The sequence below is a fragment of the Arthrobacter sp. genome (assembly GCF_031988865.1).
Lineage (GTDB): Bacteria > Actinomycetota > Actinomycetes > Actinomycetales > Micrococcaceae > Arthrobacter_B.
On record NZ_DALZXY010000035.1, the window covers coordinates 1 to 21326 of the forward strand.

Sequence of the window (21326 nt, forward strand, 5' to 3'; positions counted from 1 at the left end):
GCACCTGCATGGCATGCAGGGGGTCAGGGGTTCGAGTCCCCTCAGCTCCACCAATTCAAAACCTGTCCCGCATCTGCGGGGCAGGTTTTTTTGTCATCCCACCTGAGGGCCGGCGGATGTGAAAGGGTGGTCGCGTGAGTATTGAACAACCTGCCCCCGGAGAGCCTCGCCGGCCCCATGGGCCCCGGGATCCCGGGGACGCCTGGGTCGTTGCTGATACCGGTGAGCGGTACTGGGGGCGCTTTGGGGCCGCCGGCCTGCTCGCCTACGACCCGGAGCGGGGGATCCTGCTTCAGCACCGCGTCACCTGGAGCCACTTCGGCGACACCTGGGCGCTGCCCGGCGGTGCACGCCACGAGCACGAAGCGGCCCTGGCCGCGGCCCTGCGGGAGTCGGCGGAGGAAGCCGGCGTCCCGGACACGTCCATCCGGCCCCGCCTGATGAGCGTCCTGGACCTCGGCATCTGGTCATACGCCACGATCATCGGTGATGTCACTGTGCCGTTCGAACCCGTCATCAGCGATCCAGAAAGCCATGAACTTGCCTGGGTGGCGCCCGACGACGTCGGGCGCCTGCCGCTGCATCCAGGGTTCGCGGAATCCTGGGGGCGGCTTAGGCCCCTGCTGGAGATCCGACCCACCGTTGTCATCGATGCCGCCAACGTCATCGGTTCCGTCCCGGACGGCTGGTGGAAGGACCGCGCCTCAGCCGCAGCGCGGCTGCTGGCCGCTGCGGGGGACCTGCAGGCCAGCGGGATGCCCGCCTCGGTGCTCGGGCTTCCGGAAGATACCTGGTATCCGGAGCTCGCCGTCGTGCTGGAAGGGCAGGCACGTTCCGCGCCGGACCCGGCCGCACCGGTACAGGTTGAACGTGCGGAAGGATCCGGGGACGATGCGATCGTGGCCCTCACCCAGCAGCTGGTGACCGCAGGACGCACCGTAACGGTTGCGACCAGCGACCGCGAACTTGCAGAGCGCAGCCGGACTGCGGGAGCCTCCGTCCTCGGGGCCGGCAGGATGCGGGAACTGCTCGGTTATTAAACCCGGCGTTCCATCCGCAGGAACCCGGCCACGATCAGCCCCTGACCGGCACAGTAGAGCAGCATCACGAGCGCGCTGGTCCAACCGGGCATCGCCTCCGGGGTAAAGATGCGCAGGGCCAGGACTGTGTCCGATGCCAGGAACAGGACACCGCCGACGGCGATTATGGGCGTGCAGCGGGCCGCCGTCGCCGCCGTTCCGCCCAGGACAATCCCGTAGAGTGCCACGGCGACGGTCAGGGTGCCCAGGGTGGGCAGGAGAACCACCAGCATCAGGAGCCACCACAGCGGAAAGGCCAGCGCCCAGCGGGGGAACGGGCCGCGGGCGGCGTATTTCCACAGAAGGCTGATGTAGAACAGATGGGCTACGCCGAAGGCAGCGAGCATCACGGGCAATTCGGGCAGGAACGGCAGGAAAGCGCCGGCACCATCGCCGATCCAGGAAAAGAAGAGGGCGGCAAGCAGCAGGACGGCGGGTGTTTTCCACCGTTGACCGCGCAGGGCCCAGACCGCTGCCGCGGCCAGGAGCGGCATCAGCACAAGCTTGGTGGGGCCGGCCACGGCATCGGCCTCGACCAGCCGGGCGCCCACGTGGACAACGGACAGCGCCGCGAAGGGGACAAATCCCCACCACCAGTTACGGGACAGGGACACCGTCTGGTCCGGGGCGGAGGCTAATGCCATGGACCCTCCTTGGGAGTGGTTTCAGGCCATCGGAGGCGGCTGCGGCACGCACCGGTTGTCACTTCCCCAGCACCCGGTCAAGGTAAGGATTTGCAAAAACCCGTTCGGGGTCGAGCCTGTCCCGCACTGCTTGGAAGTCGCCGAAGCGGGGATAACGCTGCTCCAGGGCGGCGGCGTCGAGGCTGTGCATCTTGCCCCAGTGCGGCCGTCCTCCGTGGGCCAGCATCACTTCCTCGACTGCGTCGAAGTACTCGGCAGGATCTTCGCGGTAGTACCGGTGAACCGCTATGTAGGCGGTATCCCTTCCGTGGGCGGTGGAAAGCCAGCGGTCGTCACCGGCGGCCCAGCGCACTTCGACGGGGAAGGAAATTCGCCAGCGGCTCTCCTGGATCAGCTGCTGCAGGGCCTCGAACGCGGACGGCAGCAGGTCCGCGGGTAACGCGTATTCCATCTCGCGGAAGCGCACCGTGCGGCGCTGGGTAAACACGTGGGGTGAGAAATCGGCGTACTCCCGTCCGCCGAGGAGCCGGGCCGCAATCCGGTTGACAGGGGGAACAGTGGCCGGGGCAAGGGTGCCTGCCGCGCAGGTTGCCCGGAAGACCGTGTTGGAGAGCAGGGATTCATCCACCCAGCGGCCCAGCGCGGGCAGGGGTTTGCGCGGTGCGGTGCCCGGCAGCCGGGTATTGGCCTTGGTGGCTGCCCGGTCGGTATGCGGGAACCAGTAGAACTCAAAGTGGTCGGTGCCCTTGACCCGCTCCGTCAGCGCTTCGAGGACATCCGCCAGTGGTTCCGAGCGTTCTTCGGCACGGAGCACGAAAGCCGGGACGCACTGCAGGGTTACCTCCGCTATGACGCCCAGGGCGCCCAGGCTTAGAGCCACCGCCGGCAGCAGGGGATCGCCGGCGTCCAGAGTGAGCAGGCCGCCGTCGGGCTGTACCAGGGTCAGCCCCACCACCTGGGTGGACAGGCCCCCGAACGCGGCACCGGTGCCGTGGGTGCCAGTCGAGATGGCACCGGCGATGGACTGCCGGTCAATATCGCCGAGGTTCGGCATCGCCAGGCCGTGAGGTGCGAGCAGTTCCGGGATCTGGTGCAGGCGGGTTCCGGCCAGCAGCCGTACCTGACCGCGCTCGGCATCCACACCAAGCAGCCCCTGCAACCGGCCCAACTCCAGCAGGAGCCCGGGCGCTTCGGCTATGCCGGTGAAACTGTGGCCGGCTCCAACGGCCTTGACCCGCTGCCCGCTGGCTGCCGCTGAGGCCACCGCCCGCTGCAGCTCTGGAATGGAGCCGGGAGCCTCGATGCGTTCCGGCCTTATCCGGACCGTACGGCCCCAGTTCTGCCATTCGGTGCGTCCAGCAGGGGCGATTATGCGCGATCTTCCGTTTCGGCCGTTCACAGGAATGCCTTTCCCTCACCACGGTACGTGGGCAGCACGGCTACCACGGCACCGTCCTGTACCACCTGGAATTCGTTGACCCGTTCGGAGAGTTCGCCGCTCTTGGCATGCCGCAGCCAGACCCGGTCTCCGACGCTCAGGCGCGCTGCAGCGGTCCCGGTGAGCGGCGTCTGCACCTCCCCGGCCCCCTCACGCGGCAGCAGCTTCAGCCCCGGCGGCCAGGCAACTTGAGGTACCCGGCTGGCAGCCGGGGGACCGGAGGCGATCCAGCCCCCGCCCAGCACGGTGGCGGTGTCCGGGTTGGGCCGGCGCACCACATCCAGCGCGACGGCGGCCGCGGGTGCGGGGGAGAAGGCGCGGTAGGTATCGAACAGGTGCCCGGCGAATAATCCGGAACCCACGGTGATCTCCGTGACCGAGCTGTCCCGTCCGGTTGCCTCAACCGATCCCGTGCCGCCGCCGTTGACGAACTCCAGATCCGCCAGCTGCCGCAGCCCGCGGGCAATGGCCCCGCGGCGTTCGGCCAGTTCAGCCATGGACCGGCGCTGGATCCAGCGCATCAGCGCGTTCTTGGGGAGGGCGCCGGGAACTGCGTCACCAACCCCGGCGACCTGCCCCTCGTACATCATCAGACCCACCAGGGAGAACCCCGGCCGCGAGACGATGCGGCGGGCCAGTGCCTGCGCCTGTTCCGGTGTATGCAGGGGAGAGCGGCGGGTACCGATAAAACCAAGCACCGGTGCCTGCCAGGAGGCATCGCCATCCAGGCAGACCCGCACCACGGGCCGCCGGCCAGGGGGCAGCACGGAATCGATCAGGTCCAGCTGCGACTCGTCGTCGACCATCAGCGTGATCCGGGAAGCCAGCCGCTCATCAGCGAGCAGGAGTTCCAAGGCATTCCGGTCCGCGGAGGGATAGCCCACGACGACGTCGGCGCAGCTTTCAGCCAGCCACAGGGCCTCTGGCAGGGTGAAGGCGAAAATGCCGCTGAAACCCGGCAGCGCAAGCAGGGCGTCCAAAACGGCCCGGACCCGGATGGACTTGCTGGCTACGCGCAGCGGGATTCCGCCGGCCCGCCGGAGGAGGTCCTGGGCGTTGTGCCGCAGGGCCTCAAGGCCCAACACGGCTACGGGCGCGTCAAGCCCGGCGACAGCGGCGCTCAGTGCCGGCCAGTACGCATCAGGATCCCGCCAGGGCTCCGACGCAGCGGGCACACCCAGGTCGAGGGCTGGGCATCGGGATCCGCTCGCGGGAGCAATACGATCCTCGGGCCCGGGCGCCGGGTCAGTCAGTCTCATGCATGGATACTAGCGATGCGGAGGCCGCCCTGCCCGAACGCCGTGCCCGGAAATTTTAACTCTTCAGTCCGGCTTCCACGTAGGCCAGCAGTGCCTTGCGCACAAAGGCGGCTCCGTCAGCTCCGCCGTAGTTGGCGGCGAAGCGGGGATCAGCCACGTACATGTCGGCCAGGCCCTGGACGTAGCCGGCCAGGGTGTCCGGTTCAGTGGGTGCGCCGGGCACGCTCCTCAGCCAGTCAATGTGACGGACCGCGAGTCCCTGCGCGGCAGGGCCGGTGGGATCCGAGCCCAGCGAGGCCGCTTCGGCCCAAGCCTTCCCCAGCGCTTCGGTCTCGGTCCGCCACTGGGCGCGTTCGCCGTCGTCCATGTTCCGCCACCACTCGTCCGAGCGGGCATATGCCTCCTTGCCCCACTTTTGCTCTACTTCCTCCTTGTACTCCGTGTGGTCAAAACCGTCGAATGCTTTTTCGGCCATGATGTCTTTCCCTTCTTCCAAAGCTGTAATGGTCCGCTGAACCGAAGCGATCTGCCGGCCCAGCCGGTCCTTGTCCTTCCTGAGCCAGCCCAGATGCGTCCGCAGCGCCGCAGTTGTGTCAACCTGCCGCTCCAGGACATCGGAAATCCCGTCCAGCCCGAGCCCCAGCCCGCGCAGCAGCAGAATGCGCTGTAGGCGGACGAGGGCCTGCTGGTCGTAGTACCGGTAGCCGTTGCTGCCAATCCGGGACGGCGGCAGCAACCCAATGGCGTCATAGTGCCGCAGCGTCCGGCTGGTGGTCCCGGCGAGCCGCGCGACCTCCTGGACTGACCATTCGCGGCGTCCGGGTCCTGGTTGCTGGCTCATGCTTCCACGCTACGGGTTGACGCTGCGTCAACGTCAACCCATCAATTTTGCCGCCACGTCCTGCATGCGCACCGCGTCGGCGGAGACCAATGCTTCCGCCGTGGCGAGCAAGCCGCTGATGTTCTCTTCACTTGCGTTATCCAGGGCATGGTCGACGCCGGGCAGCAGTTCGGCCTGCACACGCACGTAGCGGGTGCCCAAGGCGGCGGAGACCAGATTCCGGGCCAGGCCGCCGGAGGCACCGTAGAGGGCTTCCATAACCGGTTCGAGAGCACCAGGCTGCCCCCTGTGCGTGAGCTGGGCAACCGCGCTTGGCTCCAGCGAAGCACCGCCGGATTGGAGGCCTGTGCCAAGCGAGACGAGGAGGATCCCCTCGCTGTCCCCGGTCCGCCGCTGCTGCACCAGCGCCATGGCAAGGCCCACAAACGCTGGATCGTTGGCTGCGATTCCTCCGTCGGCCAGCAGACGGTCCACGCCGTCTTCTCCCGTGTAGCGAACCGGCTCGAAATAGGTGGGGGCTGCCGACGTCGCGAGGGCAGCGAGGGCCATCGGCGCATCTCCGAGCGGCTTCTGGAACAGGCCGCCGCCGCTGAACAGCAGGCCCGCCAGATGAGCCAGGTCCACGGTAACGACGGCGGTTGGCTTCAGCGCCTCTGACAGGCGCCGCCCGCCGAAGTACTGGTCCAGGTAACGGCGCAGCGGCTCGGATGAGTAGCGGGCATTTTCCCCTCTTCCAGGCTCATCCGCGGCCGGCTCACGTGTAGCTGGAGCGCTGGTTTCTGGCTCACCCGCGGCCGGCCCACCTGCAGCTGGAGCGCCGGTTTCTGGAGCGCCGGCATTCGGAGCGCCGGAAAAGATCTCGCGGCCATGGTCGACGTAGAGGCTGCGCAGGGCAGCGGCACTGTGCGGGGCCGCCGCCCCGCCGCTCCCGCCGCCCGGGCACGCGAGTCCGAGGACGATCACGCCGCCTGTGGAGGTCCCAACCATAATGTCGAACAAGTCGCTGGTGTGCCGGCCGGTCAGCTCTTCGAGCTTCATGAGCCAGGTCGCCGGAATGATGCCGCGGATTCCGCCGCCGTCAATGGATAGGACTCGGATCACTGCTGCTCCTGGGGGCTCTTGCGCTCTGGTTCTGCCTGCAATGCTCCGCCCGGGCCCGGAAGGGGTCAACGGGGCATGCGGGAAAGGCCGGGCATCCGGCATCATCGGTGGTCCTGCCGTACACGGACGCCGGGTAGGCCGGGCTGGCCGGAGACGCTTCCTGGACGGCCAGCCGGAGCGCCGCGGAAGGGCTGCACAGGCATTTGCCAGCAAAGCGGGTTACGCTGGTCACATCTGCAGAGCAAATGCTCTACTTCACGGCTGGGAAGTCGAATAGACCCCCAGAGGCGCTTATGAGTATTGCCGCACAACCCCGATCGGCCGGAAATACGGCCCGCACTCCCCGGAACCGGGAAAACCCGGTCACCAGCAGCTACTCGGCACTGCTGAAAATTATCCGGGATGAGGGACTGCTCAAGCGGCGCCGGGCCTTCTACATCACGACTTTCGCCTTCTTGTGTGCTGGCCTTGTGGCCGCCGCTACGGGCTTTTTCCTCATCGGCGAGAGCTGGTTCCAGCTTCTGATTGCCGCCGCACTGGGCATCCTGTTCACACAGCTCGCGTTTATTGCGCACGAGGCTTCCCACCGCCAGGTGTTTGAGTCGGGACCCGCGAATGACCGCGCCGGCCGCTTCCTGGCCAACGCCGTCGTCGGCATCAGCTACCAGTGGTGGATGAACAAGCACAACCGGCACCACGCGAACCCCAACACGGTTGGCAAGGACCCGGACATCGAGATGGACACCATTTCCTTCCAGGTCGAGCAGGCGGAAACCCGCACGGGCCTGTTGGCGTGGCTAACCCGCCGCCAGGGCTGGCTGTTCTTCCCGCTGCTGCTCCTGGAGGGCCTGAACCTGCACGCGACGTCGATTCGGCACCTGTTCTCGAAAAACAAGGTCAAGGGCCGCTACACCGAAATCACCATGGTGTTCCTGCGCCTCGGCCTTTATGTCGCCGCCGTGTTCTTCTTCCTTCCCGTCGGCATGGCGTTCGCCTTCCTTGGCGTGCAGCTGGGCGTCTTTGGGGTCTACATGGGCGCGTCCTTCGCACCGAACCACAAGGGAATGCCGCTGATTCCGCGGGACTCCAAGGTGGACTTCCTCAGCCGCCAGGTCCTGACCTCGCGCAACATCCGCGGCCGCGGCATGAACACCTTTATGGGCGGGCTGAACTACCAGGTGGAGCACCACCTCTTCCCGAGCATGCCCCGCCCGCACCTGGCCCGGGCCAGCGAGATCGTCAAGGACCACTGCGCGAAGCACAAGATCCCGTACACCGAAGCCACTCTCACCGAGTCCTACGGCATCGTTGTGCGCTACCTGAACCGGGTGGGCCTCGCGGCACGGGACCCGTTCGACTGCCCGGTCCGCTCCCAGTACAGATAGCGGCGGACAGAGTCTGGAAGACTGGAAACATGTCTTCGACTTCGCTACCAGGCCTCCCGGCGGTCAAACGGACCAAAGACCAGGCGCTGCACATTGGCGCCCGGCTGGAGGACCGGCTGCACGCGTCCCGCATGAACTCGGCCCGCAAACGCGGCGGGGTCCAGACCGTGCTCTCTTTCACCGGCTATGGTTCCACCAGCTGGGTGCGGGTTCTTGGCCGGGTGGTCCTTGCCAAACCCGGGAAGCTCTCTGCCCGCAGCGGCGAATCGGCGCAGGCGCTGCGCGACGGTGTGCGCGGCTGGCGGAACTTCGTCAGCCCACCCGTGAATGATGCCTTGGTTTGCATTGAAGTCGGTGAAGAAAAGCACCTGGTGACCGCTGACCGCGGGGGAGTGATCGACGTCGTGCTGCCCGCGTCCCTGGCACCGGGCTGGACGACAGTGACCCTCCGGCCGGAGGGAGAACCGGACGCAGCTGCTGCGGTTTCACCGGTGCTCATTGTTGATCCCGAGGCCCGTACAGGGGTTATTTCAGACATTGACGACACCATCATGGTGACGGCACTGCCGCGGCCGATGCTGGCCGCCTGGAACACTTTCGTGCTGGATGAGCATGCCCGTACGCCCACGCCGGGCATGGCAGTGATGATGGACCGGCTGGCCCGCGAGAATGACGGCGGCCCGGTGTTCTACCTTTCCACCGGCGCCTGGAATGTTGCCCCTGCCCTCACCCGGTTCATTACCCGCAATCTGTATCCGGCCGGGCCCCTGCTGCTCACCGATTGGGGCCCTACCAGGGACCGCTGGTTCCGCAGCGGTCCGGAGCACAAACGGACGCAGCTGGAGCGGCTCGCCACCGAGTTCCCTGAGATCAGCTGGCTGCTGATCGGGGACAACGGCCAGCATGACGAAGCCATCTACTCCGAGTTCTGCCGCAGCCATCCAAAGAACGTCCGGGCCGTGGCTATCCGGCAGCTTTCCCCCAGCGAAGCTGTCCTTGCCGGTGGCCGGTCCGCCGGCCGGGGGTCCCTGCCCGAGGATATTCCGTGGATTTACGCTTCGGACGGCGCAGGGATGTCGCGGCAGCTTTCCGAAATGGGTCTGCTGCCCGACGCCGGATAGCTGTGCGGTCAGCGCTCGAACCGGCTGGCTGTTAGGGCTGGTCTTCCTCGGTGCGGACAGTGCGCATGATCCTCCGCAGGCTCATGGCGAGGGACGCTGTGGCGTCGATGGGCGAGTCCGGTGAGGCCGAGCTGTTCATCTGCCGCACCAGCTCCTGGACCGCTTCCACCGCCTCCTGATACTCCTCCGTGTCGGCGTCCCAGGTCTCGACCGCCTCGGCACTGGCGAGCATGGCCCGTTCCAACGCGTCCGCAACCGACCCGGGTACGGGCGTATCCTCCGGCGTCTTCCAGATGGCAGTGGCCAGAACCTCCGTCATGTCCTCTACATAAAGGGTGACTCGCTCCATCGCGCGCAGGGCCCGGAAGTCGGCATTCAAGTCCCGCTGGTGGCGCCGCCGCCGCAGGTTGCCGTGCCGGCTGGAGTCGGCCAGCTGTACCGCTTCGCGGACTTCGCGGCTGAAGGTGATGAGTTCGGTGCGCCGGTTGGACCAGTCCTCATGTTCCGGTGGCCAGGTTTCTCCGACTGCCATGCCCATTTCCCGCAGCTGCTTCGCAAGGTTCAGCCGCAGCGCCGCGAGGCCGTCCACCGCGCCGTTCAGGTGCAGGGGCGGGAAAACCACGGCGTTCACCGTCAGTCCCACGAGCACGCCCACCAGCATCTGCACTCCGTAGCCGAAGGAGTAGCCGTCGGCGTCGTCTCCGCCCAGGACGAGCACGAACAGGGCCGCCATGGGGAGATAGTCCCGGCCGGCCCCGAGGCGGGGGATGCCCGCCAGCAGGACGCCCAGGCCTACGATCAGGGCGATGGTCCAGACAGTTGGCCCACCGAACAGCAGGGCGAGCAGGGCCAGGCCCATTCCCGTGGCCAGGCCGATCAGCGTTTGGATCCCCGCGCGTGCCGAACCGGAAACCGTTGGGTACATACTGACCAGCGCGCCCAGTGGCGCATAGTACGGATACTGCGCTGCCACCCCAGGAACCAGCGGGGCGATGGTCCAGGCGATTCCCACGGCGAGGGCGGCCTTGATGGCGAGCTGGAGCCGGGTGTAGCGCAGCATGCCGGTAAGCCGGTTGGAGACAGCTGCAACGGACGGTTTGGGCAGGGGCTTACCTCGCAGTTGCATCTCGTTAGTATGCCTGCTGTCCCACAGGGCGGCGACTTCTGCGAGCTGGCCCACAGCTGTCCCGCAACTTGCGCAACATCAGCCCTACGGCGACTTCTGCGAGCTGGCCCACAGCCGTCCCGCAACTTGCGCAACATCAGCCCCACAATTGGGCTTTGCGCGTCCCGGAGCTGAGGGCTTCAGCCGCGGCCGGGCTCCTCCAGCCCGGGGGAAATACTGATCCCCTGCAGGATCTCGGCGAGCCGGTCCAGGAAGACCCGGGTGCGCGGCAGCTGCCGGTCGTTGATGAGCAGGGCGAAGATGCTGCGGGCAAGGCGGATTTCGGGAACATCCAGAACGACGACGCCGCCCTGCCGGTTCTGCATGGCGAGCTCCGGCACCAGTGCGGCACCAATTCCTGCCGCGGCCATCTCCAGGCTGGCGTTGAAATCGTCGCAGTAGGCGGCGACCCGGGGGTGCAGGCTGCAGCTGGCAAACAGGCGCTCGATCACCAGTGCATCCGGGGTGCCGGGGTGGTGCATGATCCAGGGCATATCGGAGAGCTGCTCGGCGGTGACCTTTGCGCCCGGCCGGATGCCCCACTCAGCGGGCAGGACGACACGGAAATTATCGTCGCCCAGCCACTGGCGGGTCACGGTGGCGGGCCAGGCCAGCCCGCCCTGCCCCACCTGGAAAACCAGTGCGACGTCGAGCTCGCCGCCGGCGCGCAGGCCCTGGATGGTTTGCCCGGGTTCAGCGACAAAGATTTTGAGGTTGATGCCCAGGTCCCGCCAGCCGGGGGAGCCGACGAGCCGGGGGAGGGCGAAGGTGGCGAGGCTGGGGAAGATGCCCAGCCTCAGTTCATGCTCCGTCCCGGCTTCGGCCCGGGCCGCGGCGGCGAGCAGCGCATCCATGTCGGTGAGCACCTTGGCGGCATGGCGGGACATCACGACGGCGGCTTCCGTGGGAACGGCGGCACGTGCTGAGCGTTCGAAGAGCGTGGTGCCGGTTTCCCGTTCCAATGCGGACATCTGCTGGGAGACGGCGGAAGCGGTGTAGCCGAGGTTCACGGCTGCGGCGGCGAATGATCCGCGGCGGATCACTTCGAGGAGGGTTTTGAGATGGATCGGATTGACCACGCTGCCCACCTTTCCCGCTCCTTGGTGCCTTGAACCACCGTCGACCACCATATCTAGTGGTAGCAGGCACTACGGGCGACACGCCCACGGCAGGCGACACGCAAATATTCGCGCAGCCCCACAGGCTGTGAATCCATTCTCCACAGGCTGTGGAGAACCCGTGTCCGCAGAGCGGAAAACCACGTAAATCAAAGGGTCCCCCCTGTGCAGAAACTGTGGACGAGTGACGTGTCGAATGACATACTTGTAATACATCATCTTGGGGTAGGCCCCTCGGCAGCGCACTAGATGTAGTGGCCGGATGTAGTATCAAGGAACAGACTTCAAAGGCATCACCTAGGGGAGACCACCATGACCGTCACGGTTTACACCAAGCCTTCGTGCGTTCAATGCAACGCAACCTACCGCGCTCTGGACAAGAAGGGCATTGTCTACGAGAGCGTGGATATGTCCCAGGATCCCGCCGCCCTTGAGCGCGTCCGGGCACTGGGCTTCATGCAGGCCCCCGTGGTCATCACCGAGCAGGATTCCTGGTCCGGGTTCCGCCCCGACAAGATCGAGGAACTGGCCCAGGCCAGCATCACTTCCGTCGCCTAAGACAGGCAGATAAGCCGGTATCCCGGCACTGCAGGGCAGCAGTCCCGGCCGTGGCAGGATTCCGGCAGCAGGGCAGTATTGGCACAGGCGTACAGCCGCCGCACAGAAGCAGGACGCAATGACTTTGGGAATCGCGATGCTGGGAGCTGGAGCCGCTGAAGGCACCGGCAATCTGCATCCGGCTGCCGACCCCAACCCGATGACCGACGCGGACCTCGTGTTCTTCACCTCGGCCTCAGGCTACACCGGACGGTTCGTGGAGAAACTCGGACACGAAGCGGGACGGATCCCGCTGCACACCAGCGCACCCACGCTGCTGGCACAACGGCCGTTCGTGCTGCTGCTGCCAACGTACGGCGGCACGGCCGCACAGCCCGGAGCCGTAGCAAAAGGCGCGGTGCCGAAGCAGGTCATCAAGTTCCTGAACGTCGAGGGCAACAGGTCCCTGATTCGCGGCGTCATCGGTGCGGGCAACACAAACTTCGGGGAAAACTACTGCCTGGCGGCAGACATTATTTCGGTCAAGTGCCAGGTCCCGGTGCTTTACAGATTTGAACTCATGGGCACGTCGGAAGACGTCGCCACGGTAAACCAAGGATTGGAAGAGTTTTGGACACATCAGTCGCAGAAGCCGGCATGACGGACTCCAAGGAGCTGCCGGAAGCCTATAAGGGCCTGGGCTATCACGAGCTCAACGCCATGCTGAACCTCTACGGCAAGAACGGTGAAATCCAGTTCGACGCCGACCGTGCGGCTGCACGCCAGTACTTCCTTGAGCACGTTAACAACAACACCGTGTTCTTCCATGACCTGGAAGAGAAGCTGGACTACCTGGTCAAGAACGAATACTACGAGCGCGAGACGCTTGACCAGTACACGATGAACTTCATCCGCGAGCTCTACAACCGCGCGTACAAGAAGAAGTTCCGCTTCGAGACCTTCCTCGGTGCATTCAAGTTCTACACCTCCTACACGCTGAAGACCTTCGACGGTAAGCGTTACCTGGAGCGCTACGAGGACCGTGTTTGCATGGTTGCCCTGCACCTGGCCCGCGGCAACGAGCAACTGGCCGAGCAGATCGTGGATGAAATCATCGAAGGCCGCTTCCAGCCGGCCACCCCCACGTTCCTGAACGCGGGCAAGAAGCAGCGCGGCGAGCTGGTCTCCTGCTTCCTGCTGCGCATCGAAGACAACATGGAGTCGATCGGCCGGTCGATCAACTCCGCCCTGCAGCTCTCCAAGCGCGGCGGCGGCGTCGCCTTCGCACTGACCAACATCCGTGAGGTCGGCGCGCCGATCAAGCAGATCGAAAACCAGTCCTCGGGCGTCATCCCCGTGATGAAGCTGCTCGAAGATTCCTTCTCCTACGCGAACCAGCTCGGTGCCCGCCAGGGTGCCGGTGCCGTGTACCTGCACGCCCACCACCCGGACATCAACCGGTTCCTGGACACCAAGCGGGAAAACGCGGACGAAAAGATCCGGATCAAGACCCTCTCGCTCGGCGTCGTTATTCCGGACATCACCTTCGAACTGGCCAAGCGCGACGAGGACATGTACCTGTTCTCGCCGTACGACGTCGAGAAGGTCTACGGCATGCCGTTCTCCGACGTCTCGGTCACCGAGAAGTACTACGAGATGGTGGACGATTCCCGGATCAAGAAGACCAAGATCAAGGCGCGCGAGTTCTTCCAGACCCTCGCCGAGATCCAGTTCGAATCCGGCTACCCGTACATCATGTTCGAGGACACCGTGAACCGGGAAAACCCGATTGACGGCAAGATCATCATGTCCAACCTGTGCTCGGAAATCCTCCAGGTTTCCCAGCCCACCACGTACCACGACGATCTCTCCTACGATGAGACCGGCAAGGACATCTCCTGCAACCTGGGTTCGCTGAACATCGCGAAGACCATGGACTCGCCGGACTTCGGCCGGACCATCGAGACCGCGATCCGGACCCTGACCGCGGTGTCGGACATGAGCCACATCGGTTCGGTTCCGTCCATCGCCCGGGGCAACGACCAGTCGCACGCGATTGGCCTGGGCCAGATGAACCTGCACGGCTACTTGGCGCGTGAGCGGGTCCACTACGGATCCGAAGAGGGCATCGACTTCACGAACATCTACTTCTACACGGTGGTTTACCACGCCGTGCGGGCCTCGAACCTGCTGGCCATGGAAACCGGCCGTACGTTCGCCGGCTTCGAGAAGTCCAAGTACGCCTCGGGTGAGTTCTTCGACAAGTACGTGAACCAGGAATGGGTTCCGCAGACCGAGCGTGTCCGCGAGCTGTTCGAGAACGTGCAGATTCCGACCCAGGAGGACTGGGCCGCCCTGCGCGAGTCCGTTATGGCGCACGGTATCTACAACCAGAACCTGCAGGCCGTTCCGCCGACCGGTTCGATCTCTTACATCAACAACTCCACTTCCTCCATCCACCCGGTGGCGTCGAAGATCGAGATCCGCAAGGAAGGCAAGCTGGGCCGCGTGTACTACCCGGCTCCGTACCTGACGAACGACAACCTGGAGTACTACCAGGATGCGTACGAAATCGGCTACGAGAAGATCATCGATACCTACGCCGCTGCCACGCAGCACGTGGACCAGGGCCTGTCCCTGACGCTGTTCTTCAAGGACACCGCCACCACGCGTGACATCAACAAGGCGCAGATTTACGCCTGGCGCAAGGGCATCAAGACCATTTACTACATCCGCCTGCGCCAGCTTGCTCTGGAAGGCACCGAAGTTGAGGGCTGCGTCTCCTGCATGCTGTAGGCGCTTAAAAGCTTGAGGAGCCAGGCTTTGCAGAGCCTGACTCCTCATAAGTCCCGGCGTAACCGAGGCAGATCCAATCACTTGGTCTGTTGAGCTTACAGGAGCTGTCGTCCTTCTGTCGAAGGACCTCCAGCCGGGCAGGACTCCGAAAGGAGGGGTTGTCATGGCTATTCGCCGCACAATCCGCAGAACTATCCGGATAACTGTTCGTCCCGTTAGGTGACGAACTTCATGCGCCTGTTAGATCAACAGATGAAGGGAGGAACGATGGCAAAAGGTTCATTCCGCAGTGCCAAGACTGGTCGTTATGTGACTGAGAAGTATGGGAAGTCGCATCCCGCGACGACCGTGAAGGAATCGAAGTAACTACTTCGCGGACGCTGGAGGGAGGCAGTCAAATGTCTCCTTCCAGCCGTTGCGTAGTAGACGGCTGAAACCAGTCCGTGGGAGCGACTTCTACAAGGAAGCAACTAGAATGAATGGCTGGCCGTCGGAGGTACTCCGGCGTCGCGTTCATGAGGCAGAGGGAAGAGTTAATGACCGAGAAGCTTAAGCTGATCGACCACGTGCAGGCGATCAACTGGAACCGTATCCAGGACGACAAGGACGTAGAAGTCTGGAACCGTCTGGTCAACAACTTCTGGCTGCCGGAGAAGGTGCCGCTGTCCAACGACGTCCAGTCGTGGAACACGCTGACTCCGGAAGAGCAGCAGCTGACCATGCGTGTGTTCACGGGGCTCACCCTGCTGGACACCATGCAGGCCACCGTTGGTGCCGTCTCGCTGATTCCGGATGCGCTTACCCCGCACGAGGAAGCTGTTTACACGAACATCGCGTTCATGGAATCGGTCCACGCCAAGAGCTACTCCTCGATCTTCTCCACGTTGGCTTCCACCAAGGAGATCGACGAGGCGTTCCGTTGGTCCACGGAGAACGAGAACCTGCAGAAGAAGGCGCAGATCATCACCGACTACTACCGCGGTGACGATCCCCTGAAGCGCAAGGTGGCCTCCACCCTGCTGGAGTCCTTCCTCTTCTACTCCGGCTTCTACCTGCCGATGTACTGGTCTTCCCGGGCCAAGCTGACAAACACGGCTGACCTGATCCGCCTGATCATCCGTGACGAGGCCGTCCACGGCTACTACATCGGCTACAAGTTCCAGCGCAATCTGGAGGGTGTCTCCGAGGAGCGCCGTGCGGAGCTGAAGGACTACACGTACGAGCTGCTGTACGAGCTGTACGAGAACGAAGTCCAGTACACGCATGACCTGTACGACGGCGTCGGGCTGGCTGAGGACGTCAAGAAGTTCCTGCACTACAACGCCAACAAGGCGCTGATGAACCTGGGCTACGAAGCCATGTTCCCGTCCACGCTGACGGACGTGAACCCGGCAATCCTGTCGGCTCTGTCTCCGAACGCGGACGAGAACCACGACTTCTTCTCCGGCTCCGGCTCTTCCTACGTGATCGGTAAGGCCGTGAACACGGAAGACGACGACTGGGACTTCTAAGCGTCGCTTTCCGAAGTCCCCGCTAAGAAATCTGGCCAAAGGCCCGGACCCGCGAGATTCCGCGGGTCCGGGCCTTTCGTCTCGTTGGAAGTAAAACCTCCCGCATCGGTGAAGCCTGCTGGTCCCTATAGCCCTCTAGTCATCGCATTCCACTGCGAAGGTGTTGCCATCCGGGTCCTGGAACCACGCGATCCTGCCACCGCCGGCCCTGGCGGTGATGCCCAGACGGTCGTGGACTAACCCTTCGTACCGGCAGAACTCGACGCCGGCCCCGGTGAGTTGTTCGACGATCTGTTCCAGATCCTCGACGTACCACGTGGCGAGCGTCGCCCGCGAGGTACCTGCGGTTGTCGATTGATAGACATTCAGCGCTGCATCGCCACCGGATAGGTAGACCCGGCTGCCGTTGGCAATCCGGCCGCTCGGTCCTGAACGCAAGACGGGGAGACCGAGTTTGCCTTCATAGAAGGCAACCGCACGGTCTATGTCGGACACGGCAACGGATGCTCGTAGAGGGAAGTCGCTCAGCGGCATTCCGCCACGCTAGCGCGTGGCATCCTTGGCTGCCAGCTCCGGGCGTCGATCTAGAGAAAATCAGACGTCCCAGTAGGGTGAGGATCGAGAAGGCCTCCCATCATCTGAAAAGCGGGTTGAACGTGGACATTCGTACGGAGCAGTTCGACACCATTGTTGTGGGGGCAGGTGTGTCAGGCCTCAGCGCCGCCCGGGTGCTAGCCGGCGCGGGGCAGAGGGTCGTGGTGCTGGAGGCACGCGGCCGTATCGGAGGCCGCCTGCACACCGAGCGCGTCGACGGGCGGGTCACTGACCTAGGTGCTTCCTGGATTCACGGGATCGACGGCGGCCCGCTGCATCAGTTGACGCGTTCCTTCGGTATGCCCGATGTTGAGTTCACCGTCGGCAGCTACCAGGCCGGCGGGCGGCCCATTGCCTACTTCGGTCCGGATGGAACACGCCTGTCCGACGGTGCTGCAGAGCGGTTCATAGCCGACGCCGAACGCGTGGACGTGCGGCTGGTCAAGGTGATCGAGGCCCTTGATCCGGGTGCCAGCTATGCTGACGCGGCGCGCATCGCCGTCGGGGAGGTGACGGCAGCTGAAGGCTGGGACGCGGAACACGCGGCGCGCATCGTGGAGTACCTCGACCACCGCAGTGAGGAACAGTACGGTGCCGACTCCCGCCTGCTGGACGCACATGGGCTGGAGGAGGAAGTCATCCTTGGCGACGAGGTGGTTTTCCCGCAGGGCTACGATCAGCTGGCGTTGAACCTCGCAGCCGGGATCGATGTGCGGCTTGAACACGAGGTGACCCGGGTCGTACGGGCCGGAGCCGCTGGGGTGGAATCCGGCGTCGTTGTGAAGACGAATGAGGGCGTATTTACGGCGGCGCGGGCAGTGGTAACGGTCCCGATCGGTGTCCTCCAAACCGGGCTCATTACCTTTGATCCGCCGCTGCCTGAGGTGGTCTCCGACGCGATCTCCCGTTTCCGGATGAACGCCTTCGAGAAGATCATCCTGCGCTTTCCCGAGCGCTTCTGGGACGACGGCGTGTATGCGGTCCGCCGCCAGGGCGACGCCGCGAAGTGGTGGCATTCCTGGTACGACCTCACGGAACTTCACGGTGAGCCGACGCTGCTGACTTTCGCGGCAGGGGAATGCGCCCAGGAGATCCGGGGATGGTCCGATGAACGAGTGGTGGACTCGGTCATGGCATCCCTGCGGGAGATTTACGGTTCCCGGACGCTCGATCCGGTGCACGCCAGGATCACCGACTGGCAGGGTGATGTCTGGGCCGGCGGGGCGTACGCGTACATGATGCGGGGGTGCACCGGGGAGGACCACAGCCGCATCGCAACGCCCATCGACGGGGTACTGCATCTGGCTGGCGAAGCCACCTGGGAGGCGGACCCCGCCACAGTCAACGCTGCGTTGTGCTCGGGGCACCGTGCCGCTGAACGCATCCTTGGAAAGCAGATGCCCTACTTGGACCAGCCCATCCCGCAGGACGAAGAGCCGCCGGCGGGTTAGTCCCTCGCAGGGATGCGCGCCGCTTTTCGGAGCCGTAGGGCGCCGATAAATCCGAGTACGAGGAACACCGTCGCGATCAGGAGCGCCCAGCGTGTCGCGTCGGTGAAGCCGCCCGTCAAGGCGTCGACGGCCTTAGTGGTCTGATCCCCGAGAGGGCTCTGGCTTCCCTGGGCCCGCAGTTGGGTGATCGTGGTCCCGGCGGACTGCCGCGTGGCGTCTGCGAGCCTGTCCGCGGCCGTGCCGGTGAGGCCTGCGTCGCCGAGAGCTGCTGGGAGGGTGAGCGCGAGTGAGATCGAGAGCGCGGCTCCGGCGAACGCCGTGCCGAGCGCGGAGCCGATCTGCCGGACGGTGCTCTGGGTGGCCGACCCCTGACCCGAGACTCCCACAGGAATGTCCCGGAGCACGGTGCCGGTGAGCTGCGCGGATGCGAGGCCGAGACCGAGGCCGTATAAGGTCAGCGGGATCGCGACGAGCCAGCCGGGTGTCGCAGGTCGGAGGAGCAGCGCCAGGGCGAGGACGCCTGCGACCTCAAGGCCCAGTCCGATGAGCACGGTGCCCGGTGAGCCGAACTTCGCCGCGAGGTGCCGGGCAGCGGCGCCGGACAGGAACGCGCCGATGGCCATCGCCGCCAGCACGAGGCCCGCCCCCATGACGTCGAGGCCGAGGGCGTTAATGAGATAGAGCGGGAGGACGAAGATGATCGAGAACTCTCCGACGGCGACCATCGCGGCGGTGAGGTTCCCCCAGGAGAAGGTCACGAAGGAGAAGAGGCTGAGGTCGAGGAGGGCGGCGCGCTGCACCTTTTCGCGGTGGCGTTCCCAAATCACGAACAGGACGAGCGCGATCGCGGCGATCAGGAAAGCGACGGGCACAACCGAGATCGTGGCATCCTTAGGCCACACCCAGCCAAACACCGTCAGGTCATTCTTCGGGGTCCACCAGCCGAGGTCGGGGCCTTCGATGACCGCGAAAACGAGCGCACCGAAGCCGATGGCGCTGAGCAGCGCTCCGTCGACATCGACGCCGGGTCGTTTCTTCTCGCCGCGGGTCTCGGGGACAGTGAAGATGGCGGCGACGAACACGAGCGCGCCGAGCGGGAGGTTAACAAGGAAGATCCAGTGCCACGACGTCCATTGGGTGAGTGCGCCGCCGGCGAGCGGACCGACGGCTGCGGCGCCGGAGATCACGGCACCCCACACGCCAAACGCTGCGGCCCGATACTTCCCGCGGAACACGGCGTTGACGGTGGAGAGCGTGGACGGCATGATGAACGCTGCCCCGACCGCCTGCACCGCACGCGCTCCGATCAGCACGGCCGCCGTGGAGGCGGCAGCGGCAAGGAGGCTACCGCCGGCGAACACGATCAGGCCGACGAGGAAGAGCCGTTTGCGTCCCCACCGGTCCGCGAGGTTCCCGGTGGAGAGGAGCAGCGCGGCGAGCAGGACGGCGTAGAGGCTGTTCACCCATTGCGCGTCGGTGAGATCGAGGTGCAGGTCTTCTATGATGGCGGGCAGCGCGACGCCGACGATGGTGCCGTCGAGCACGATCAGGCCGAGGCCGAGGGACAGGACGGCCAGGCCGAGCCAGTCCCTTCTGCTTGGTGCGGAGGGTTCGGTGCCGGGTCTCATCGGGGTCCTTTCATCGTGATCGGGTCGGTCTGCGGCGCAGCACATCGAAGAGGGCACGCAGGGTGAGGATTCCGGCAACCACGAGGAAGAGGTAGCCGAAGACCTGGAACAGTGTGAGTGTATTGCTGAGTTGAGGGCCGGTGTCGCTCGTGAGCAGAGTGGCCGCCCTAATTCCGAAGATGCCGGCAAGGAAGGTGACGACGGCGAGGCCAATGATCTCCCGCAGGAAGCTCCGGTCGCGGGAGTCGGCGAGCATCCGCACGTTCATACCGAACCGGCCGTCAGCAAGGCTCCCAGTAACGCGGCCTATCCGGTGCGGAAGGCGTCTTACGATCGGCAGTACCGAAAGGAGCTCGTGGGTGAATGTCTTTGCGTATCTGCGGTTCCGGTCGAAGGCGCACCGGATGAGTTGGTTCCACTGGTCGGGCCGGGGCAGGGATCCTTGCGGTACGAGGAGTTCGGCGAGCACGGGAGTGTAGTCGGCCGAACGCCAGACAAAGCGCGACTCAAACCCGACCCCCGCGTCGAGCGCAATCGCTGGAATGTTCATCGTTATCTCCCGGAGCGAGTGGGACTATGCTTCCGACGGTGACGGCGTGGATCCCCGCTCTGCGATGGCCCGGCGGAGTGCTGCGAAGAACACGATCATGCCCGCGGTTATGAGGATATGTCCCAGGCCTGCGATGCCGGCGATCATGTTGTTGGATTCCTGTCCGAGAACTGTGAGGGAACCGTGCCAGATCATCATCCCTGAGGTGAGAACGACGCCGGCGTTATAGAGCCAGAAGAACCATGCGAACAGCTTAGGCGTACGGGAGATCGTGAAGACCTTCTCGATGACGAGCACGATGAGCAGCACGATGAACCCAAGGGTCAGCAGGTGGGTGTGTACAAGACCGAGCTGGGTGAACTTCCCCTCGGGGAAGTCGTTGAGCTTCGTGAACTCGCGGTAGAACAGGCCGGATGCGACGCCAACGAGCATGTAGATAAACGCGCGTTGAGCAGTGTCTTCACAGCGGAGGATTCCTTTCGAACGGAGAGGAGTCGGATGAGGCCCGTTCATCAACTCCACCACTGATCACCCCGCGGAACATCGCGAACAGTATTGAACTCACCGTCAACCTTTTGGACGACGCCGAAGGACGCGCACATCGCTGGAGGGCTAGTCCCTCGAAGGCTTCTGCCGTTGCTGCTTTGTGGCTGACCGCTGCTTCTTCGCATCGAGGCGCCGGAAGTTGGAGCCCCGGGTAGGTTTGGTCCGGCGACGCGTGGCCGGCGCAGGTGCAAGCCCGTCCGCCACCAGCCCGGCGAGCTTGGCCAGGGCGATCTCCCGGTTACGCAGCTGGGAGCGCTGTTCGGAGGCCGTCACAACCAGTGCTCCGGCAATCAGGCGGTGTTTGAGACGCTGAAGGAGCCTCGCGCGCTGATCTTCTGACAGCGCAGCCGAGCCCGCAACGTTCCAGGACAGGGCGACACGGCTGTCCGTGGTGTTGACGTGCTGGCCCCCAGGACCGGAGGAACGGGAGAACCGCCACTCAAGTTCTGAGGCCGGAATCGTCAGCTCCGGCGATACCAATAGATCCATGGTTCCAGCGTCGCACGAAAGCGCTGGGCCGCCCTCACACCCAGCCCGCGGATGCAGGCTGAGCCGTACCCCA

General features: G+C 64.8%; 20 protein-coding genes. 8 read left to right on the plus strand and 12 right to left on the minus strand.

Annotation, left to right across the window (positions count from 1 at the left end; genetic code table 11):
* Window positions 1-134: 134 nt before the first annotated feature.
* Entirely contained in the window at window positions 135-1040 is a 906-nt protein-coding gene (locus RTN46_RS08330) for an NUDIX hydrolase (protein ID WP_312180508.1), read from the plus strand.
* On the opposite strand, the gene RTN46_RS08335 is transcribed toward RTN46_RS08330, so the two are convergent.
* Genes RTN46_RS08335 through RTN46_RS08355 form a run of 5 tightly spaced genes read right to left on the minus strand, consistent with a single transcriptional unit; the run spans window position 1037 to window position 6362 of the window.
* On the minus strand, window positions 1037-1723 hold the full coding sequence (locus RTN46_RS08335) for a lysoplasmalogenase (protein ID WP_312180510.1): 687 nt from the start codon (window positions 1721-1723) through the stop codon (window positions 1037-1039). The genes RTN46_RS08330 and RTN46_RS08335 overlap by 4 nt on opposite strands.
* A gap of 58 nt (window positions 1724-1781) precedes the next feature.
* Complete coding sequence (locus tag RTN46_RS08340) at window positions 1782-3122, minus strand: D-arabinono-1,4-lactone oxidase (RefSeq protein WP_312180512.1); 1341 nt, start codon at window positions 3120-3122, stop codon at window positions 1782-1784.
* Window positions 3119-4420 (minus strand): amino acid deaminase/aldolase, encoded by a 1302-nt coding sequence (locus tag RTN46_RS08345; RefSeq protein WP_312180514.1) that lies wholly within the window; start codon window positions 4418-4420, stop codon window positions 3119-3121. The genes RTN46_RS08340 and RTN46_RS08345 overlap by 4 nt, the downstream gene beginning before the upstream one ends.
* Before the next feature lie 55 nt (window positions 4421-4475).
* Entirely contained in the window at window positions 4476-5261 is a 786-nt protein-coding gene (locus RTN46_RS08350; RefSeq protein WP_312180516.1) for a MerR family transcriptional regulator, read from the minus strand.
* Window positions 5262-5294: 33 nt separating this feature from the next.
* Window positions 5295-6362 (minus strand): patatin-like phospholipase family protein, encoded by a 1068-nt coding sequence (locus RTN46_RS08355; protein WP_312180518.1) that lies wholly within the window; start codon window positions 6360-6362, stop codon window positions 5295-5297.
* A 293-nt stretch (window positions 6363-6655) separates the two neighbouring features.
* On the opposite strand from RTN46_RS08355, the gene RTN46_RS08360 reads away from it, so the two are divergent.
* Window positions 6656-7747: an acyl-CoA desaturase gene (locus tag RTN46_RS08360; RefSeq protein WP_312180520.1), complete on the plus strand. Its 1092-nt coding sequence runs from the start codon at window positions 6656-6658 to the stop codon at window positions 7745-7747.
* A gap of 29 nt (window positions 7748-7776) precedes the next feature.
* Window positions 7777-8868, plus strand: coding sequence for a phosphatase domain-containing protein (locus RTN46_RS08365; protein WP_312180521.1), 1092 nt, complete (start codon window positions 7777-7779; stop codon window positions 8866-8868).
* Between the two features lie 31 nt (window positions 8869-8899).
* Here RTN46_RS08365 and RTN46_RS08370 read toward each other — a convergent pair whose 3' ends face one another.
* Both RTN46_RS08370 and RTN46_RS08375 read right to left on the minus strand, forming a co-directional pair.
* Window positions 8900-9994, minus strand: coding sequence for an aromatic acid exporter family protein (locus RTN46_RS08370; protein WP_312180522.1), 1095 nt, complete (start codon window positions 9992-9994; stop codon window positions 8900-8902).
* 179 nt (window positions 9995-10173) lie between these two features.
* The gene (locus RTN46_RS08375; protein ID WP_312180523.1) at window positions 10174-11112 is read right to left on the minus strand and encodes a LysR family transcriptional regulator; all 939 of its coding nucleotides are present in this window, start codon (window positions 11110-11112) and stop codon (window positions 10174-10176) included.
* Window positions 11113-11463: 351 nt separating this feature from the next.
* Between RTN46_RS08375 and nrdH the strand changes: the two genes are divergently transcribed.
* The 4 genes from nrdH (at window position 11464) to nrdF (ending at window position 15995) form a co-directional block, all read left to right on the plus strand.
* Entirely contained in the window at window positions 11464-11709 is a 246-nt protein-coding gene (gene nrdH / locus RTN46_RS08380) for a glutaredoxin-like protein NrdH (protein ID WP_312180525.1), read from the plus strand.
* A gap of 118 nt (window positions 11710-11827) precedes the next feature.
* Entirely contained in the window at window positions 11828-12349 is a 522-nt protein-coding gene (gene nrdI, locus RTN46_RS08385) for a class Ib ribonucleoside-diphosphate reductase assembly flavoprotein NrdI (RefSeq protein ID WP_396157514.1), read from the plus strand.
* Entirely contained in the window at window positions 12346-14484 is a 2139-nt protein-coding gene (gene nrdE / locus RTN46_RS08390; protein ID WP_312180560.1) for a class 1b ribonucleoside-diphosphate reductase subunit alpha, read from the plus strand. The genes nrdI and nrdE overlap by 4 nt, the downstream gene beginning before the upstream one ends.
* Before the next feature lie 536 nt (window positions 14485-15020).
* On the plus strand, window positions 15021-15995 hold the full coding sequence (gene nrdF / locus RTN46_RS08395; protein ID WP_312180527.1) for a class 1b ribonucleoside-diphosphate reductase subunit beta: 975 nt from the start codon (window positions 15021-15023) through the stop codon (window positions 15993-15995).
* 135 nt (window positions 15996-16130) lie between these two features.
* Here nrdF and RTN46_RS08400 read toward each other — a convergent pair whose 3' ends face one another.
* Entirely contained in the window at window positions 16131-16529 is a 399-nt protein-coding gene (locus RTN46_RS08400; RefSeq protein ID WP_312180529.1) for a VOC family protein, read from the minus strand.
* A gap of 122 nt (window positions 16530-16651) precedes the next feature.
* On the opposite strand from RTN46_RS08400, the gene RTN46_RS08405 reads away from it, so the two are divergent.
* Window positions 16652-18040: an FAD-dependent oxidoreductase gene (locus RTN46_RS08405; RefSeq protein ID WP_312180532.1), complete on the plus strand. Its 1389-nt coding sequence runs from the start codon at window positions 16652-16654 to the stop codon at window positions 18038-18040.
* On the opposite strand, the gene RTN46_RS08410 is transcribed toward RTN46_RS08405, so the two are convergent.
* The 4 genes from RTN46_RS08410 to arfB all read right to left on the minus strand — a co-directional run bounded on the left by RTN46_RS08410 (window position 18037) and on the right by arfB (window position 21253).
* Complete coding sequence (locus RTN46_RS08410) at window positions 18037-19668, minus strand: DHA2 family efflux MFS transporter permease subunit (RefSeq protein ID WP_312180533.1); 1632 nt, start codon at window positions 19666-19668, stop codon at window positions 18037-18039. The two genes, RTN46_RS08405 and RTN46_RS08410, sit on opposite strands and share 4 nt — an antisense overlap.
* 10 nt (window positions 19669-19678) lie before the next feature.
* Window positions 19679-20218 carry a hypothetical protein gene (locus RTN46_RS08415; protein ID WP_312180534.1) on the minus strand — a complete coding sequence of 180 codons (540 nt, stop codon included), beginning with the start codon at window positions 20216-20218 and terminating at the stop codon, window positions 19679-19681.
* 24 nt (window positions 20219-20242) lie between these two features.
* Window positions 20243-20692, minus strand: a complete 450-nt coding sequence (locus tag RTN46_RS08420) for a DUF2871 domain-containing protein (RefSeq protein WP_396157520.1) — start codon at window positions 20690-20692, stop codon at window positions 20243-20245.
* Window positions 20693-20830: 138 nt separating this feature from the next.
* Window positions 20831-21253, minus strand: a complete 423-nt coding sequence (gene arfB, locus RTN46_RS08425; RefSeq protein ID WP_312180537.1) for an alternative ribosome rescue aminoacyl-tRNA hydrolase ArfB — start codon at window positions 21251-21253, stop codon at window positions 20831-20833.
* Window positions 21254-21326 lie beyond the last annotated feature (73 nt).

What these genes read in the sequence shown, in the direction of transcription:
- RTN46_RS08345 (WP_312180514.1), bottom strand. Translation starts at nt 4,420, where the DNA reads ATGAGACTGACTGACCCGGCGCCCGGGCCCGAGGATCGTATTGCTCCC.
- RTN46_RS08410 (WP_312180533.1), bottom strand. Translation starts at nt 19,668, where the DNA reads ATGAGACCCGGCACCGAACCCTCCGCACCAAGCAGAAGGGACTGGCTC.
- RTN46_RS08400 (WP_312180529.1), bottom strand. Translation starts at nt 16,529, where the DNA reads ATGCCGCTGAGCGACTTCCCTCTACGAGCATCCGTTGCCGTGTCCGAC.
- RTN46_RS08365 (WP_312180521.1), top strand. Translation starts at nt 7,777, where the DNA reads ATGTCTTCGACTTCGCTACCAGGCCTCCCGGCGGTCAAACGGACCAAA.
- RTN46_RS08350 (WP_312180516.1), bottom strand. Translation starts at nt 5,261, where the DNA reads ATGAGCCAGCAACCAGGACCCGGACGCCGCGAATGGTCAGTCCAGGAG.
- nrdE (WP_312180560.1), top strand. Translation starts at nt 12,346, where the DNA reads ATGACGGACTCCAAGGAGCTGCCGGAAGCCTATAAGGGCCTGGGCTAT.
- RTN46_RS08370 (WP_312180522.1), bottom strand. Translation starts at nt 9,994, where the DNA reads ATGCAACTGCGAGGTAAGCCCCTGCCCAAACCGTCCGTTGCAGCTGTC.
- nrdH (WP_312180525.1), top strand. Translation starts at nt 11,464, where the DNA reads ATGACCGTCACGGTTTACACCAAGCCTTCGTGCGTTCAATGCAACGCA.
- arfB (WP_312180537.1), bottom strand. Translation starts at nt 21,253, where the DNA reads ATGGATCTATTGGTATCGCCGGAGCTGACGATTCCGGCCTCAGAACTT.
- RTN46_RS08360 (WP_312180520.1), top strand. Translation starts at nt 6,656, where the DNA reads ATGAGTATTGCCGCACAACCCCGATCGGCCGGAAATACGGCCCGCACT.
- nrdI (WP_396157514.1), top strand. Translation starts at nt 11,828, where the DNA reads ATGACTTTGGGAATCGCGATGCTGGGAGCTGGAGCCGCTGAAGGCACC.
- nrdF (WP_312180527.1), top strand. Translation starts at nt 15,021, where the DNA reads ATGACCGAGAAGCTTAAGCTGATCGACCACGTGCAGGCGATCAACTGG.
- RTN46_RS08335 (WP_312180510.1), bottom strand. Translation starts at nt 1,723, where the DNA reads ATGGCATTAGCCTCCGCCCCGGACCAGACGGTGTCCCTGTCCCGTAAC.
- RTN46_RS08415 (WP_312180534.1), bottom strand. Translation starts at nt 20,218, where the DNA reads ATGAACATTCCAGCGATTGCGCTCGACGCGGGGGTCGGGTTTGAGTCG.